This is a genomic window from Streptomyces sp. NPDC019890 (assembly GCF_044903445.1).
In the GTDB taxonomy this organism is placed as follows: Bacteria; Actinomycetota; Actinomycetes; order Streptomycetales; family Streptomycetaceae; genus Streptomyces.
The window spans coordinates 335,251-352,421 of sequence record NZ_JBJDQK010000005.1; the positions used below are offsets into that span (position 1 = coordinate 335,251).

General features: G+C 71.2%; 12 protein-coding genes. 7 read left to right on the top strand and 5 right to left on the bottom strand.

The features are described 5' to 3' along the window. Window positions 1–122 precede the first annotated feature (122 nt). Entirely contained in the window at window positions 123–1,895 is a 1,773-nt protein-coding gene (aspS, locus tag ACI2LP_RS16575) for an aspartate--tRNA ligase (protein WP_404725220.1), read from the top strand. 324 nt (window positions 1,896–2,219) lie between these two features. Continuing rightward, entirely contained in the window at window positions 2,220–2,996 is a 777-nt protein-coding gene (locus tag ACI2LP_RS16580; RefSeq protein WP_404725221.1) for a L,D-transpeptidase family protein, read from the top strand. Between the two features lie 134 nt (window positions 2,997–3,130). On the opposite strand, the gene metG is transcribed toward ACI2LP_RS16580, so the two are convergent. Further along, on the bottom strand, window positions 3,131–4,747 hold the full coding sequence (gene metG / locus ACI2LP_RS16585) for a methionine--tRNA ligase (protein WP_404725222.1): 1,617 nt from the start codon (window positions 4,745–4,747) through the stop codon (window positions 3,131–3,133). Window positions 4,748–4,917: 170 nt separating this feature from the next. Between metG and ACI2LP_RS16590 the strand changes: the two genes are divergently transcribed. Continuing rightward, entirely contained in the window at window positions 4,918–5,571 is a 654-nt protein-coding gene (locus tag ACI2LP_RS16590) for a response regulator transcription factor (protein ID WP_404725223.1), read from the top strand. Then, window positions 5,568–6,662: a sensor histidine kinase gene (locus tag ACI2LP_RS16595; RefSeq protein WP_404725224.1), complete on the top strand. Its 1,095-nt coding sequence runs from the start codon at window positions 5,568–5,570 to the stop codon at window positions 6,660–6,662. Before ACI2LP_RS16590 ends, ACI2LP_RS16595 begins: the two co-directional genes overlap by 4 nt. Here the strand turns inward: ACI2LP_RS16595 and ACI2LP_RS16600 are convergent. After that, window positions 6,659–8,239: a VWA domain-containing protein gene (locus ACI2LP_RS16600; protein WP_404725225.1), complete on the bottom strand. Its 1,581-nt coding sequence runs from the start codon at window positions 8,237–8,239 to the stop codon at window positions 6,659–6,661. The two genes, ACI2LP_RS16595 and ACI2LP_RS16600, sit on opposite strands and share 4 nt — an antisense overlap. 308 nt (window positions 8,240–8,547) lie before the next feature. On the opposite strand from ACI2LP_RS16600, the gene ACI2LP_RS16605 reads away from it, so the two are divergent. Continuing rightward, window positions 8,548–10,623, top strand: coding sequence for a PhoX family protein (locus tag ACI2LP_RS16605; RefSeq protein WP_404725226.1), 2,076 nt, complete (start codon window positions 8,548–8,550; stop codon window positions 10,621–10,623). A 58-nt stretch (window positions 10,624–10,681) separates the two neighbouring features. Here the strand turns inward: ACI2LP_RS16605 and ACI2LP_RS16610 are convergent, their stop codons facing one another. Both ACI2LP_RS16610 and ACI2LP_RS16615 read right to left on the bottom strand, forming a co-directional pair. Further along, window positions 10,682–11,647: a hypothetical protein gene (locus tag ACI2LP_RS16610; RefSeq protein WP_404725227.1), complete on the bottom strand. Its 966-nt coding sequence runs from the start codon at window positions 11,645–11,647 to the stop codon at window positions 10,682–10,684. Between the two features lie 13 nt (window positions 11,648–11,660). Beyond that, complete coding sequence (locus ACI2LP_RS16615; RefSeq protein WP_404725228.1) at window positions 11,661–13,157, bottom strand: APC family permease; 1,497 nt, start codon at window positions 13,155–13,157, stop codon at window positions 11,661–11,663. A gap of 129 nt (window positions 13,158–13,286) precedes the next feature. Here ACI2LP_RS16615 and ACI2LP_RS16620 point away from each other — a divergent pair, with 129 nt between their 5' ends. Continuing rightward, entirely contained in the window at window positions 13,287–13,703 is a 417-nt protein-coding gene (locus ACI2LP_RS16620; RefSeq protein WP_404725229.1) for an RNA-binding S4 domain-containing protein, read from the top strand. 53 nt (window positions 13,704–13,756) lie between these two features. Beyond that, a complete protein-coding gene (locus tag ACI2LP_RS16625; protein ID WP_404725230.1) occupies window positions 13,757–15,109 on the top strand; it encodes a flavin monoamine oxidase family protein in 1,353 nt (450 codons plus the stop codon). Window positions 15,110–15,185: 76 nt separating this feature from the next. Here ACI2LP_RS16625 and ACI2LP_RS16630 read toward each other — a convergent pair whose 3' ends face one another. Then, window positions 15,186–17,153: an FUSC family protein gene (locus tag ACI2LP_RS16630; protein ID WP_404725231.1), complete on the bottom strand. Its 1,968-nt coding sequence runs from the start codon at window positions 17,151–17,153 to the stop codon at window positions 15,186–15,188. Between the last annotated feature and the right edge of the window lie 18 nt (window positions 17,154–17,171).

Genomic DNA, 17,171 nt, shown 5'->3' on the forward strand with positions numbered 1-17,171 from the left:
GATCCTCATGGCGGTGACCTGCCAGCCTGCTGGCATGCGTATGTCAATGGGGTGAAGGGGAACCGGCCGGTACCCTTGACGGGCCCACCCCCTCTCAAAACGCTAAGACTGGATGAACGACGATGCATCGGTACAGGTCCCACACCTGCGGCGAGCTCCGCGCCTCTGACGTCGGAGCCGACGTCCGGCTGAGCGGCTGGCTGCACAATCGCCGAGACCTGGGCGGCATCCTCTTCATCGATCTGCGCGACCACTACGGCATCACGCAGCTCGTCGCCCGCCCCGGCACTCCCGCGTACGAGGCCCTCGACAAGGTCAACAAGGAGTCGGTCGTCCGCGTCGACGGCAAGGTCGTCTCGCGCGGCGCGGAGAACATCAACCCCGAGCTGCCGACCGGTGAGATCGAGGTCGAGGTCTCCGCGGTCGAACTGCTGGGCGCGGCGCAGCAGCTGCCGTTCCAGATCAACACCGACGACGGGGTGGGCGAGGAGCGGCGTCTCGAGTACCGCTTCCTCGACCTGCGCCGCGAGCGCATGCACCGCAACATCATGCTGCGTACGGCGGTCATCTCCGCCATCCGGCACAAGATGACCGCGCTCGGCTTCAACGAGATGGCGACCCCGATCCTGACCGCGACCTCCCCCGAGGGCGCGCGCGACTTCGTGGTGCCCTCCCGGCTGAACCCCGGCAAGTTCTACGCGCTGCCGCAGGCTCCGCAGCAGTTCAAGCAGCTGCTGATGATCTCGGGCTTCGACCGCTACTTCCAGATCGCTCCCTGCTTCCGCGACGAGGACGCCCGCGCCGACCGTTCGCCGGGTGAGTTCTACCAGCTCGACATCGAGATGTCCTTCGTCGAGCAGGAGGACGTGTTCCAGCCCGTCGAGAAGCTGATGACGGAACTCTTCGAGGAGTTCGGCGGCGGCCGTCATGTCACCTCCCCCTTCCTGCGGATCCCGTTCCGCGAGGCCATGCTGAAGTACGGCTCCGACAAGCCCGACCTGCGTGCCCAGTTGGAGCTCGTCGACATCTCGGACGTCTTCGAGGGCTCGGAGTTCAAGGCCTTCGCCGGAAAGCACGTGCGTGCGCTGCCGGTGCCGGACACCGCGGGGCAGACGCGGAAGTTCTTCGACGGTCTCGGTGACTACGCCGTCGAGCACGGCGCGAAGGGCCTGGCCTGGGTGCGGGTCGGCGAGGACGGCACACTGAGCGGCCCGATCGCCAAGTTCCTCACCGAGGAGAACGTCAAGGTTCTCACCGAGCGTCTCGCGCTCGCGCCCGGCCACGCGGTCTTCTTCGGCGCGGGTGACTTCGACGAGGTCTCGAAGATCATGGGCGCGGTCCGCGTCGAGGCGGCCAAGCGGGCGGGCCGCTTCGAGGAGGGCGTCTTCCGGTTCTGCTGGATCGTCGACTTCCCGATGTACGAGAAGGACGAGGAGACCGGAAAGATCGACTTCTCGCACAACCCCTTCTCGATGCCGCAGGGCGGCCTCGAGGCCCTTCAGACCCAGGACCCGCTGGACATTCTGGGCTGGCAGTACGACATCGTCTGCAACGGCGTGGAGCTGTCCTCCGGCGCGATCCGGAACCACGAGCCCGAGATCATGTTCAAGGCGTTCGAGATCGCGGGCTACTCGCGCGAGACCGTCGAGCACGAGTTCTCCGGCATGCTGCGCGCCTTCCAGTACGGCGCCCCGCCGCACGGCGGCATCGCCCCGGGCGTCGACCGCATCGTGATGCTGCTGGCCGACGAGCCGAACATCCGCGAGACGATCGCCTTCCCGCTCAACGGCAACGCCCAGGACCTGATGATGGGCGCGCCGACGGAGCTGGACGAGGCGCGTCTGCGCGAGCTGAACATCGCGCTGCGCAAGCCGGTCGCCAAGTCCGGCGAGTAGTTCTACGTCGTAACGCACCCGGAAGGGGCCCGGAACCGAAAGGTTCCGGGCCCCTTCTCGGCTGTCGCGGGCAACCCTGGCCGGCGACGGCGACTTCCAGGCAGGTGTCGCCGCCCGGAGTACACCGCACTGATCGGTGTACTCGTCGAGGGCTGGGCTCCGCCGTCTTCGTCAGCCTCTGTGTCTCCGGCGACGCCTCACGCGCTCTGACCGAAACGCAACGGATGATCTTAAACGTCCGATTTGACGTCGCCGGGGCCGAGGTCGCCCCCACCCCGCCCCGAAGCAGCAGCACGACACGTCCCCGAACTGAAAGGCCCGCACATGTCCCTCCGCACAGGATCGTTCCCGGCGGTCGCCCTGGCCGTTGCCGGTCTGCTGCTCACCGGCTGCGCGGGCGATACCGGCAAGGTGGCGCCGGCGGCCGCGAATGTGTCCCCGAGCGCGAGCGCCGTCGGCAGGTCGGGCCCCGGCAGTCACTCCGGCCCCGAGGCGCTGGCCGGCCGGGCGCGGGAGATCCCCTCTCTCGGACCGGGGATCCGCGCGGAGATCACCCCGGCGAGCCGGCAGGCGGTGGTGGTGGTCGGCCAGGGCCCCGATTCCAACCGGTCCGTCGCCGTGCTCTATGAACGTGATCCCGTCCTGGGCTGGCGGCCCGTGACCGGTGCATGGCCGGCGCACAACGGGCTGCTCGGCTGGACCGACGACCATGAGGCGGGCGACCGTCGCTCCCCGATCGGGGTTTTCGGCCTCACGGACGCGGGGGGCAGACTGCCCAACCCGGGCACGAAGCTCCCGTACGACGAAGGACCCGACTTCGACGCGCCCGGCACCGGCTTCGAGGGGGAGCCCCTGGAGGGTTCCTTCGACCATGTCGTGGCCATCAACTACAACCGCGAGCCGGGGACCACGCCGCTGGACTGGACCCGGCCGCTCGGCGCGGACAAGGGCGGCGGCATCTGGATCCACGTCGACCACGGCGGGCCCACACAGGGCTGCATCTCATTGCCGCTCGAGCGGATGGAGCAACTGCTGCGGTGGCTGGATCCGGCGAAGCGGCCGGTGGTGGTGATGGGCGACGCAGCGGCGCTGGGCGAGTGAGGTGACGCGCCGCACGGCCGCGGGGCGGGAAAGCCGAAGGGGCCCGCGTGCTGCGGGCCCCTTCGGGACTGGCGTGTGCGACGACGTACGCGTACGTACTGGACCCCGTCCGACCTGATCGGCCGGGCAGGGGCCTACGCCTTCTTCGGCTCCTCCAGGCGCGGGAACAGCACCGCGCCCTTGGTCACTGTCGCGCCGGGCGAGAGCTTGCCCCACTCGCCCGCGTGCTGGACCTGCTGGTCCGCCAGCGCGCCCAGCGCGGCCTCGGCTCCCAGCGACTCCCACAGCGCCTGCGAGGTCTGGGGCATCACCGGGTTCAGCAGGACCGCGACCGCCCGCAGGGACTCGGCCGCCGTGTACAGGATCGTCGCAAGACGGGCCTGGCCCTCGGGCGAGTCGTCCTTCGCGACCTTCCACGGCTCCTGCTCGGTGATGTAGCCGTTGACCTGCTTCACGAAGTCGAAGACCGCCAGGATGCCGCCCTGGAAGTCCAGCTCCTCGCCGATCTTCCGGTCGGCCTCGGCGACCGCCTTCGCGAGCCCCTCCTGGATGGCCTTCTCCGCCTCGCCGGAGGCGTCGGCGGACGGCAGCGTGCCACCGAAGTACTTGCCGACCATCGCCGCGACGCGGGAGGCGAGGTTGCCGTAGTCGTTGGCGAGCTCGCTCGTGTAGCGGGCGGTGAAGTCCTCCCAGGAGAACGAGCCGTCCTGGCCGAACGCGATCGCGCGCAGGAAGTACCAGCGGTACGCGTCCACGCCGAAGTGCGAGGTCAGGTCCTGCGGCTTGATGCCCGTCAGGTTCGACTTGGACATCTTCTCGCCGCCGACCATCAGCCAGCCGTTCGCGGCGACGCGACCCGGCACCGGCAGGCCGTTCGCCATCAGCATCGCGGGCCAGATGATCGCGTGGAAGCGCAGGATGTCCTTGCCGACCAGGTGCACATCGGCCGGGAAGGTCTCGGCGAACTTCGCCGGGTTCTCGTTGTAGCCGACGGCCGTCGCGTAGTTGAGCAGCGCGTCGATCCACACATAGATGACGTGCTTCTCGTCCCACGGCACCGGGACGCCCCAGTCGAAGGTCGAGCGCGAGATGGAGAGGTCCTGCAGGCCCTGCTTGACGAAGTTCACGACCTCGTTGCGGGCGGACTCGGGCTGGATGAAGCCGGGGTTGGCCTCGTAGAACTCCAGCAGCTTCGGTCCGTACTCGCTGAGCTTGAAGAAGTAGTTCTCCTCCTTGAGGATCTCCACCGGCTTCTTGTGGATCGGGCAGAGCTTCTGCCCGGCGTACTCGCCCTCGCCGTCCAGCAGATCGGCGGGGAGCTTGTACTCCTCGCAGCCCACGCAGTACGGGCCTTCGTACCCGCCCTTGTAGATCTCGTCCTTGTCGTACAGGTCCTGCACGAACTCCTGCACACGGTCGGTGTGCCGCTTCTCCGTCGTACGGATGAAGTCGTCGTTCGCGACGTTCAGATGCTCCCAGAGGGGCTTCCATGCCTCCTCGACGAGCTTGTCGCACCACTCCTGGGGCGTGACGTTGTTCGCCTCGGCAGTGCGCATGATCTTCTGACCGTGCTCGTCCGTGCCGGTGAGGAACCACACCTTCTCGCCACGCTGACGGTGCCAGCGTGTGAGCACGTCGCCTGCGACGGTCGTGTAGGCGTGGCCCAGGTGAGGAGCGTCGTTGACGTAGTAAATGGGGGTCGAGACGTAGTACGCCTTCGCCCCCTGCTTCTCGGATCCAGTGGCCGCCATGGTCGAAATCCTAACGGCCCCGGGAAGGTCGACTCACCCCGATATCTCGAGGCGGGCCGGAGCGGGACAGCCGCCGCGGAGAGGTCCGCGAAACATCCGGTCCGGTAGAAAGGCGCATCCTGACAGAAGCGGCGGCGCGTGGGGGCAAGGAGAGCAGGGGGGAAGGCGGTATGCGGGTACTGGTCGTCGAGGACGAGGAAGTCCTGGCCGAGCTGGTCGCCACGGGGCTGCGGCGGGCCGGGTTCGCCGTCGACACCGTCTACAGCGGGGACGCCGCGCTCGCCTATCTCGGGCTCCACGACTACGACGTCGTGGTCCTCGACCGCGATCTGCCGCGGGTGCACGGCGACGAGGTGGCGCGGGAGCTGGTCGCCTCGGCGTCCCGCACCCGCATCCTGATGCTGACCGCCTCCTCGTCGACGGAGGACCGGGTGGAGGGCCTGGACCTGGGCGCGGACGACTATCTGGGCAAGCCCTTCGAGTTCCCCGAGCTGGTCTCCCGGGTGCGGGCGCTGCGGCGGCGCAGCGCCCGGCCGGTGCCGCCACTGCTGGAGCGGCACGGGGTGCGGATGGACACGGTGCGGCGCACGGCGGAGCGGGACGGGCGGGATCTGGACCTCTCCCCCAAGGAGTTCTCGGTGCTTCAGATCCTGCTCGAGGCGGACGGTGCGACGGTCTCGGCGGAGGAACTGCTGGAACGGGCCTGGGACGCGCACACGGATCCGTTCACGGGAGCGGTGCGGGTGTGCATGAGCAAGCTGCGCGGGAAGCTGGGGGAGCCGGCGCTGATCCGTACGGTGCAGGGTGTGGGGTACGTGCTGTGATCGGACCCGGGTCCACGATCCGTACGCGGATCGCGCTCGTCTACGGGGGTGTCTTTCTGGTCCTCGGGGCGGGTCTGCTCGGGATCGTCAATCTGCTCTCCCGGGCCGGTACGGAGGACGAGGTCGCGGCGATCAGGGCGCGCGCGGTGCCCGCGCTGCCGGTGACGGACGTGCGCGGGGGCACGATCGTCCAGCTGACGGACAGCGTCCGGGACGCGGCGGGGCAGCAGATGCTGATCTGGTCGGCGTTCGCGCTGCTGGGGACGGCACTGTGTGCGGTCGTGGTCGGGTGGTGGACGGCGGGGCGGGTGCTGCGGCCGGTCCATGAGATGACGGCGAAGGCACGGCGTCTTTCGGAGCGGACGCTGCACGAGAGGATCGGGGCGGGCGGTCCCGACGACGAGCTGAAGGAGCTCGGGGACACGCTGGATGCGCTGCTGGCGCGGCTGCAGAAGGCGTTCGACAGTCAGCGGCGGTTCATCGCGAATGCGTCGCACGAGCTGCGGACGCCGCTGGCCACGCAGCGAACGGCGATCCAGGTCGGCCTGGACGCGGGCTGTTCGCCGGACGAACTGGCCGCCACGAAGCGCGTGTTGCTGGACAACAACCGGCGCAGTGAGCGGCTGATCGAGGGCCTGCTGGTGCTGGCGCGCAGCGAGCGGGGGCTGGCGGAGCGGGAGGACGTGGACCTGGGGGAGGTCGTGTCGGAGGAGGCGGCGCGCCACGAGGTGAAGGCGGCGGCGTCCCGGTCCGCCGGGGTGGTGCGGGGGAACCGGCTGCTGCTGGCGCAGCTGGTGGGCAATCTCGTCGCCAACGCCGTGGCGTACAACGTGCCGGACGGCTCGGTGGACGTCCGCGTCGAGTCCGGGGTGCTGACGGTGTGCAACACCGGGCCGTTGGTCGCGGCGGAGGATGTGCCGGCGCTGTTCGAGCCCTTCCGGAGGGGGGAGGGGCGGGACCGGATGGGGCCCGGGGCGGGCCTCGGTCTGTCGATCGTCCGCTCGATAGCCGAGGCGCACGGCGGCACGGTGACGGCCGAGCCGGGCCCCGAGGGGGGCTTGGCCGTCACCGTGGTGCTGCCGGTGTCTTAGCTCCGGGGCCGCCAGGTGGCAAGGACGCCCTCGAACAGCTCGGTGTCGAGGAGCTCGCGGGGCGCGGGGCCGGCGTGGAAGAACGCGGCGTTGTCGGCCTGGAGCTTGCGCAGATAGTCGAACGCCTTGGCGTCGTGCTCGCCGAACGCCACGAACTGCCAGAAGACGGGCTTGTCGGCGGCCGCTGCGAGCGCGGCGGTGGCAGCGGTCTTGGACTCGGGCGCGCCGTCCGTCTGGAAGATCACGAACGCGGGGGCGTCCGTGTCCGCCTTGGCGTGCAGGGCGAGAACCTCCTCGACGGCGAGGTGGTAGTTCGTACGCCCCATGCGGCCGAGACCGGCGTGAAGCTCGTCGATGCGGCCCTCGTACGCGTCGAGGGTGAGCTCGCCGGTGCCGTCGATCTCGGTCGAGAAGAAGACGACGTCGACGGCGGCGTTCTCGGCGAGGTGCGCGGCGAGCGCGAGTGCCTGCTCACCGAGCCCCTGGGCGCTGCCGTCCTTGAAGTACGGCCGCATGGACCCGGACCGGTCCAGCACGAGATACACACGGGCCCGGGCCCCGCTGAGCCCGTTCTTCTTGAGGGCGGCGCCGGCGGCGGCGTAGGCGTTGACGAGCTGGGGCGCGCGGGAGGCGACCCGGGCACGGGAGACGGCCGGCTTGCCGCCCGAGACGGCGGCCTTGGGCTCCGGGTCGGCGGCGGCCGCGACGGGCACGGCGGCGGGCTCGGGCTCTGCGGGGGTGGGCTCGTCGTCGGCGGCCGCGACGGGCTCCGTCTCGGGCGCGGGTTCGGGTGCGGCCTCCGGTTCGGTGACCGCTTCGGGTGCTGCGACCGGCTTCTCCGGAGCAACTTCCGGCTCGGCTGCCGCGGCGGCGGGCTCGGCCTCGGTGTCGGCCTGCGGCTCGACGGCGGGGGCTTCGGTCTTCGCTTCGGCGACCGGCTCCTCATCGGTGGCCGGGGCCTCCGGCTCGGCGACGGCCGCTTCGGCCGCGGGCTCAACCTCGGGCTCCTCGACCGCAGGCTCCACCTCGGGCTCGTCGACCACGGGCTCGGCTTCGGCGACTGCCACCGGCTCCGGCTCGACGACCGGCTCGACGACCGCGGGAGTGGCCTCCGGCTCAACCTCCGCGGCGGCGGGCTCGGCCTCGGTGACGGCCTCTTCGGCCACAGGCTCCGGCTCGGTCGCTACGGCGGCCGCCGGCTCGGGCTCCTCGGCCACAGGCTCCGGCTCGGTCGCTGCCACGGGCTCGGGCGTGACCTCAGCCTCGGGCGAAGCCACCGGCTCCGGCTCGACGGGGGCCGGGTCGGCCGCAGCCGCAGGCTTGGCCTCCGGATCGGGCGTCGCCTGCCGGGTCTGCGGGGTCGGGTCCGACGAGGACTGGGCCGGGACCCTGGGGGCCGGGTTGTCGAACGCCGCCGAGACCAGGTCCGCCGCCCTCTCCGCCGGGGACGGGGCCGGCACCGTCGCCTTCGTCGGGTCCGTGCGCTCGGTCTGGGGCGGTACGGAGGCTGTCGCCGACTCGTTGCGCTCCGAACGATCGCGACCAAACACCTTGCGCAGCAAGCTCCGAATGCCCATGTGCGAGGCCTTTCGCATGAGTTGAGTGCGGTGATTGTCCGTCCTTGGGCCGGGCGTCCAGAGGGTGTCCTGGCCAGGGCAGACACGTAAGGTTAGCCGCCGCCCGCGGCGAACCCCGGCAGGGGCGCCCGCCCGGCCGCCGCACCCTGGGCCCCGCCCCCGCGCGCACACCCCAACCCCGCCCCGGCCGCGCCGGATTCATTCCGCGTTCACCTCGCGGCCGCCACATTGCACTCGTACACGCCTAGCGTCTCAGCCGGACATATTCCGACACCATGTCGGCGCAGGCTGCGCCGTAGGAGGACGAAGTGCGCAAACTGCTGCCGCTGTTGAACACGAACCCCCACCCCGGCGGACGTTCCGCCCTCACCTGCCGGTACCGCTGCGGCGACGCCTGCTTCCACGAGGTCCCGAACACCAGCGACAACGAATATGTCGGTGATGTCATAGCAAGCGCCATGTCGAGACGATCGATGATGCGCGCCGCCGCCGTCGTGACCGTCGCTGCCGCGGCCGGTACCGCGACCGTCATCGGCCAGGGCGGTGGCAGCCAGGCCGCCGCCGCGACCGTCGGCGCGGCGGACCGCCACGGGAACACCGGGCGAGGCGCCCGCGGCCTCCGCTTCAGCCCTGTCGCCCCCAACAAGGACGACCAGGTCACCATCCCCGACGGCTACGCCCAGAACGTCGTCATCCGCTGGGGCGAGCCGATCCTCCGCGGCGCGCCCGCCTTCGACGCCGACAAGCAGAGCGCCGAGGCACAGGCCGGCCAGTTCGGCTACAACAACGACTTCCTCTCCCTGCTCCCCCTCCACGGTGAGCGCGGCCGCCAGGTGCTCGTGGCCAACCACGAGTACACGGACGAAGTCCTGATGTTCAAGGGCTACGACCCGGCCAACCCCACCCGCGAGCAGGTCGAGATCGCCTGGGCCGCGCACGGCCTGGGTGTCGTGGTGGTCGAGGAGGAGCACCGGACCGGCAAGCTCAATGCCGTCACGCGCCACCACCTCAACCGCCGTCTGACGGCGACGAGCGAGTTCAGGCTCACCGGCCCCGTCGCGGGCGGCGCCCTGGTGAAGACCTCCGCCGACCCGAGCGGCACCAAGGTCCTCGGCACGCTCAACAACTGCTCCGGCGGCACCACCCCGTGGGGCACCACCCTCCACGGCGAGGAGAACTTCAACCAGTACTTCGCCAACGGGTCGAGTGCCACGGACAAGCGGTACGGCATCGGAACCGGCGCCACCGAGCGCAAGTGGGAGCGTTTCGACAAGCGCTTCGACGTCGCGCAGGAGCCCAACGAGTCGCACCGCTTCGGCTGGGTCGTCGAGCTCGACCCGTACAACCCGGACTCCACGCCCCGCAAGCGCACCGCGCTCGGCCGCTTCAAGCACGAGGGCGCGCAGCCGCGGCTGACCGACGACGGCCGTCCCGTCGTCTACCTGGGCGACGACGAGCGCTTCGACTACTTCTACAAGTTCGTGTCGTCCAAGCGGATGAAGAAGGGTTCGAGCCGCGCCGCCCGCGAGCACAACCTGACCCTCCTCGACGAGGGCACCCTGTACGTCGCCAAGCTGACCGGCGACTCCCCGGCGGCCGAGATCGACGGCACCGGCAAGCTCCCGAGCGACGGCGAGTTCGACGGCTCCGGGCAGTGGATTCCGCTGGCCACGGCGGGCCCCGAGGGCACCGTCTCGCACGTGCCCGGCATGAGCGCCGAGGAGGTGTACGTCTTCACCCGCCTCGCCGGCGACAAGGTGGGCGCCACCAAGATGGACCGCCCCGAGGACATCGAGCCGAGCCCGCGCACCGGCCGCGTCTACGTCGTACTGACGAACAACACCGACCGCGGCAAGACCGGCAAGTCCCCGGCCGACGAGGCCAACCCGCGCAACCTCAACAAGCACGGCCAGATCCTGGAGCTCGCCGAGCACTGGGACGACCCGGCCGGTGACGGCTTCTCCTGGCGCCTCTTCCTGGTCGCGGGCGACCCGAACGACCCCGCCACCTACTTCGCGGGCTTCCCGAAGGAGAAGGTCAGCCCCATCTCCTGCCCGGACAACGTCACCTTCGACCCGCACGGCAACCTGTGGATCTCCACGGACGGCAACCAGCTGGGCTCCCACGACGGCCTGTTCGGTGTCGCGACCCACGGCGAGCGGCGCGGTGAGCTCAAGCAGTTCCTGACGGTCCCGGCGGGTGCCGAGACCTGTGGCCCGATCGTGCAGGACCGCCGGGTGCTCGTCGCGGTCCAGCACCCGGGTGAGATCGACGGTGCGTCCGTCGAGAAGCCCGCGAGCGTCTGGCCGGACGGACCGGGCAGGATCGTCCGGCCGGCGGTCGTCGCCGTCTGGCGCAAGGACGGCTGCGACATCGGCGCCTAGGACTTCACCGGCGCCCAGGACTTCACCGGGTCCCGGACTTCACGGGGTCCAGGACGTCTCATGAGGTGGCGCGCACATGTGCGCGCCACCTCATGAACTCCGTCGCCGCGTCCCCCGTGTACGACCACGGCACCCGCGCCGCCCGTGTCCCGAGGAGTCCGAAGAGCCTGCGGGCCTCGTCGTTCAGCCCTGCATAACAGGCCGCGTGCGCCAGATAGTTGAGCTCCCCGATCTCCTCGGGTCCGGCGGGGCCCGCCGGACGGCCTACGATCCAGCGGTCCCAGGTGCGCCGCACGTCCGTCACCGCCAGCTCGTGGTGCCAGTGCCGCCCGAAGTCCCGCACCGCGGCCCGGCCGCCCTCGGTGGCGTACCGGTACTCCTCCACCCGTGCGATCTGCACCAGAACCTGCAGCGGCGACCCGAGCGGCGCCGCGCCCGCCACGTCGCGGGCGAAGTCGTACATCCTGCCGTGTGTGCCGTGCCAGCGCGCCGAGTAGTAGCGCAGCAGCTGTACATGGCCCTCGATGTTGTAAGGGTCGCGTCGGCGCAATTCGTCCCACCAGCGCCACAGTTCGCGCCGTGACACCCCCGTCCCGTACAGCCGGGCCACCGTCAGCAGCGACACCCACGGCATCGGATCGGCCGGGTGCGCCTCGGCCGCGCCCAGAGCGACCAGCACCGTCGCATCGAGCCGTGCCTCGTCGAGCCCGGACCCGCGGCCCGCCGCGATGACCTGGTGGAAGACCCGTACGACCTCCGTCGCCGCACGCAGCACCGCCGCGTCCGGGTCTTGGGGCTCCGCCGCACGCCAGGCCTCCACCGCGGACGAGCCCGCCGCCGCATGCGCGAGCAGCCGCAGCCGGTGGGTGCGCAGCGGCCAGTCGTCGCCGGTGGCGCGCAGCAGATCCCGTACGCCCTGCCAGCGGCCGATGACGATGTCGTGCACGGCGTCGGCGAGCGGCCGGTCCCCGAAGGCGGGGTCGAAGTCCGGGACGAAACCGCCACGGCGGCGGTGCGCGGCCATCTCCGGCACGTCCTCAGAAGTCCGTCGCCAGCGCGTTGTCGGCGTAATCCGTATGCTGGGAAGCGGAGTTGGCGTACCGCTCCTCGGCGTCCTTGGCACGGGTCGCATCCAGCCGTGCGGGACGGTAGTACGAACTCCCCTGCCGCCAGTAGCGGATCATCGGCACCAGACCGGCGGCGAGACCGCCGATGCCGATCGCGATCGAGGCCGCGCTCAGCTCGCCCAGCGCCTCGACGAGGATCCAGAGCATGAACAGCGCCCCGAGCAGCGGCCATACGCCGCCCAGGACGAAGTCCCGTACGGATGCCAGCAGCGTCCTGCGGTACGCGACGACGGCGGCGATGCCCGCGAGCCCGTAGTAGAACGCGATCTGCAGGCCTATCGCGGCGACCGCCGCGGAGAGCACCTCGCCGACCGAACCGAGCGCCGTGGAGGCGACGAACATCGCGAGCGCCACCGCGCCGACGACGGCGATCGCGACCCAGGGGGTGTTCCACCGGCGGTGCACGGCGCCGAGCGCGGCGGGCATCGTACGGTCCCGGCCCATCGCGAACAGCGAGCGCGTGACCTGGATCAGGGTGGTCTCCAAGGTGGCGACGGTGGACAGGAGCACCGCTACGACCAGCAGCTTTCCGCCGACGCCGGGCCAGACCGCATCACCGAGCGCGCCCAGCACATTGGCGCCGCCGGCCCGGATCTGCTCGCGGGTAAGGATCATGTTCACGGCGATCGTGAACGCCTCGAAGAGCAGGAAGACGACGCCGACGCCGACGAGCGCGGCGAATCCCGCTGTACGGCGGCTGTCGCGGGTCTCCTCGCTGAGGTTGCTGGTGACGTCCCAGCCCCAGTAGTAGAAGGCGGCGACCAGCGCGCCGGAGGCGAAGCCGGCCGCTCCGTCGAAGTGCGAGAAGCCGAGCCAGGACCAGTCGAAGGCGGTCGCGACGCGGCCCCGCAGAAGTAGGGCGACGACGAAGAAGAGCAGTATCGCCAGCTCCACGCCGGACATCAGCAGCTGCGCGCGTACGGTCATCCGCGCGCCGCCCAGGACGACGAGCAGCATCGCCAGGAACCAGGCCGCGCCGACGGCCGTTGCGAGAACGGTGTTGTCGGCGAGACCGGGTTCGAAGAGCGCGAGCGTCATCGCGCCGGCCGGGAGCGAGCCCGCCACCATGAAGATGGTCGCGGAGACGACCAGCGCCCAGCCGGACAGAAAGCCCAGAAAGGGATGGAGGGTTCGGGCCACCCAGGAGTAGCTGGCGCCCGCGTTGACGTCGATCCTGCCGAGCCTTCGGAAGGCGAGGACGATGCCGAGCATGGGTATGGCGCAGTAGAGCAGCGCGGCGGGTCCGGCGAGGCCGACGGCTGCGACGAGTACGGCGGTCGTGGCCGCGATGGAGTAGGCGGGGGCGCTGCCCGCGATGGCCATCACGATGGTGTCGAAGGTGCCGAGGACATTGGGCTGAAGCCCTCTGCTGGCTCTGCTGGAGCTTCTGCCGGAGCTGCTGCGCATACGACTCTCCGAATGCCCTCGTGCCGCCTCCGTAAAGGGAGGACGTGCGCATCGTAGTCGGATGTGTGCTCCGTGGTGAGGGGGCGGTGCTCTCCGGTGCCGGCGGCACGGACGGAATACAGTCGGTGCATGGCTGCAGAGGTTTCGGACGAGCAGACCGTACGGGTCGACGCCTGGATCTGGTCCGTACGGCTCACAAAGACCCGCTCCCAGGCCGCGTCGGCATGCCGGGCCGGCCATGTCCGGGTGAACGGTGAACGGGTCAAGCCGGCGCACACGGTGCGTACGGGTGACCAGGTGCGGCTGTTCCACGCGGGCCGGGAACGGCTGGTGGTCGTCTCGAAGATCGTCCGCAAGAGGGTGGGCCCACCGGTGGCGGCCCAGTGCTACGTGGACAACAGCCCGCCGCCCCCACCGCGGGAGTTCGTGGCGCCGGCGGCGGTACGGGACCGGGGCGCGGGGCGGCCGACCAAGCGGGACCGCCGCGAACTGGAACGCCTCCAGCGCGCTGCGTCGGACGGGTTCTCATCCTCCTCGGGTGGGTGACCCGCCGCGCGTGACCGGCCGCGGGCGGTAAAGCTGCACCCCGGAGGTGAGCCATGGAACGCCGGGATGCGGATGTGTGCGTGGTAGGTGCGGGTTTCGCCGGTCTGGCCGCCGCGCGGCAGCTGGCGCAGGCCGGCCGCGAGGTGGTGGTGCTCGAGGCCCGGGACCGGGTCGGCGGGCGGGTGTGGAACCGCGAGCTGCCCGAGGGCCCGGTGATCTCGGCGGGCGGCTCCTGGCTGGGCAAGGGCCAGGAGCGGATGTTCGACCTCTGCCGGGAGGTCGGCCTGGAGGTGTACCCGCAGTACGAGCAGGGTGATCAGATCCTGCGCCTGGACGGCGTCAACCACCGCTACCGGGGGCTGATCCCCAAGATCGGACCGGCGGCGGTCGCCTCACTCGGCGTGGCGTTCATGCGCCTGGACCGGATGGCGCGGCGGCTTCCGGCCGACGCCCCCTGGAAGGCACACGGCGCCCGGGCACTGGACGCCCGCACGCTCGGGGAGTGGCTCTCCAACCCGCTCAACCTGCCCTCGAACACGGCCCGCATCCTCGCCACGGCGTCGATGAATCTGGTGTTCTGTGCCGACCCGGCGGAAGTCTCGCTGCTGGGGGCGCTGGTCCAGGCCCGGGGCGGCGGCGGTTTCAGCTACTACACCGACAGCCGGCGGACCGAGACCCATCTGGTGGACGGCGGGGCGCCGGAGCTGGCCCGCCGGATGGCCGAGCGCCTGGGCGATGCGGTTCATCTGTCCTGTCCGGTCCGGCAGATCACGCACAACGGGACGGACGTGGAGGTCCGCTGCGACACGCTCACCGTGCGGGCGGGGCGGGTGATCGTGGCGACGCCACCCCTGCTGGCCGGCCGGATCGCCTTCGATCCGCCGCTGCCCGCCGACCACCACCACCTCCTGCAACGGGTGGTGCCCGGGGCGGTCTTCCGGGTGCACACGGTCTACCCGGAGCCGTTCTGGCGGGAGCAGCTCCTGTCGGGACAGACGCTGGCGCCGCAGTCGCCCGTCTCGGTCACCATCGACCAGACGCCGCGCTCGGGACGGCCGGGGGTACTCAGCACCTTCGCGTTCGGCCCCGGCGCCCTGGAGATGGGACGCCTGGAGCCCAAGGAGCGGCGGGACGTGTGGCTGAAGGCGCTCGCCGAGCGGTTCGGCCCGCGGGCGCAGTCACCCAGCGGCTACCTGGAAACCGACTGGTCCGCCGAGCCGTGGTCGCTGGGCGGGATGGTCGGCCACTTCCCGCCCGGCGCGCTGACCAGCTATGGCCCGGCACTGCGCCGGCCGGTGGGGCGGATCCACTGGGCGAGCACGGAGACGGCGACGCTGATGCACGGGCTGATGGAAGGGGCTGTGCGCTCGGGCGAGCGGGCGGCCCGCGAGGTGCTGGCGCTCTGATCGGCCGTGCCTCCCGCTACGGCCGGCGGGTTCGGCCCGGTGATCCCGAGCGACCCCGTCACCATGGCCGACCCCGTCACCCCGGCCGCTCCGGTGACGCAATTGCTCTTGCGGCCTGGACCTCCCGCCGCAGTGGGCCCAGCACCCCCTCCTCGTCCCCCGTCAGCTCCGCCCTGACCTCCACCAGCACCTCGCTGCTCCGCACCCCCGCCGCCAGCTCCCGCAGCTGCTGCTCGATCTCATCGACCTCCGGCCGCGTCGGCGGCTGGGCGCCGTGGTTGACCCGGACGCGCGCCGCCGTCGTCGCGTCCACGACGCGTTCGACGGCGACGACCAGCGGCCACCATGCCGCCGCCCGCGCGCCCACCGGCGGCGGTTCGGTCAGCGCGCGCTGGAACTCCAAGCGCACCGACGACAGATCGCGGTAGATCCGCCGCCGTCTGCGCACCCGCTCCCCGTGGTCCTCCCCCGACGGGGACCCGAACGCGTACGCCACATACCTCGCCGCGTCGTCCACCGCCGTCGCCAGCCGGTCGCCGACGCGGGTGTGCCAGCTCTCCGGCCAGAGCAGATAGCCCGCGACCAGCGCGATCGCGCAGCCTATGAGACTGTCCACCAGCCGGGGCAGGACCAGGTGGAAACCCTGGTGGTTGAGGACGTCGGAGAGCAGCAGGATCACCGGCGTGATGGCCGCGGTCTGGAAGGCATACCCCTTCGCGGAGAACGCGGGGATGAGCGCCGCGAGGACCATCATCACCGGCACGTCCCACCAACCGCGCGGCACCTGGGAGAGCACTGCCGCCGCGACGACCAGCCCCGCCGCCGTGCCGAGCGCCCGCAGTACCGCCCGGGAGAAGACCGAGCCGAAGTCGGGCTTCAGAACGAAGGTGACGGTGAGGGCGACCCAGTACGAGCGGGGCACGGGCACCAGCGAGACCAGCGACTGCGCGAGGCCGATGCAGAGTGCGAGCCGCAGCCCGTAGCGCCAGGAGGATTCGGAGAGCAGCACGTTCCGGGCCCCGCGCCGGACGCGGATGCGCAGTGCCGCGGGCCGCCCGAGCCGGTCGTCGACGTTGTACGGATCGGGATCCGGCTTGTGCACGACCACCGCGGCGTGCCGCAGCGCGGCCTCCACGGCGCGGTCGGCCGGTCCCTCGGGCCGGGGCAGCTCCAGCTCGGGGGCCTCGCTGCGGCCCTCGTCGACCGCGTCCGCCAAGTCCCGTACCACCTGGGCGATTTCGGGCCGCCGTGAGGCCCGCCCGTGCAGATGCGCCGCCGCGGCCGCCTCGACGAGCGGGATGAGCACGTTCAACTGCGCGAGCAGCCGTACGAGCGGGCTGCGCCGCCCGTGTTCGCCGGCCCGCCGGGCGAGGATCAGGTCGTACGAGGTGTTGAGGGAGTCGGTGACGGTCTGGCGCTTGTCGTCGTACGCCGAAGTGCCCGCGGCCGCCATCAGATCGGCGACGCTGCGGTACGCACCCGCGACCGCGGCCCGCTCCGGCTCCCGGCCGCGCAACGGCCAGGCCAGCAGCGTCAGTACGAGCACGAACATGCCGCCGAGCGTGAGCAGCAGCGGGGCCTTCCACCACGGCCCGGGCATCGGCAGCCCCGCGCCCACCACCGCGTTGAGCAGGAGCAGCAGCCCGGACACGGACGCCACCGCGCCGATCGAGGAGATCATCCCGGAGACGAGCGCGACCAGGGTCAGCGCGGCGACCGCGAGCCAGCCGTCCCCGTACACCAGCGTGCCGAGCGTGACGCCGACGGCGCCGAAGAACTGCGGGACCGCGATAGTGAAGATCCGCATCCGGTACGAGTCGGCGGTGTCGCTGATGACGCCCGAGAGCGCACCCATCGACACCAGCGCGCCGTACTGCGGCTGACCGATCGCGAGTCCGACCGCGAGCGGCGCGGCCAGCGCGACGGAGGCACGTGCGACGGCGGCCCAGGGGATGGGCGCCGACTGCGGCAGCAGGCCCTTGAGCAGCCAGTCGGGTGGGGACAGCCGTCCCGCTCGGGTCTCCATGGTCAAGACATGCCTCATGGAGGCGTACGGGAGCAA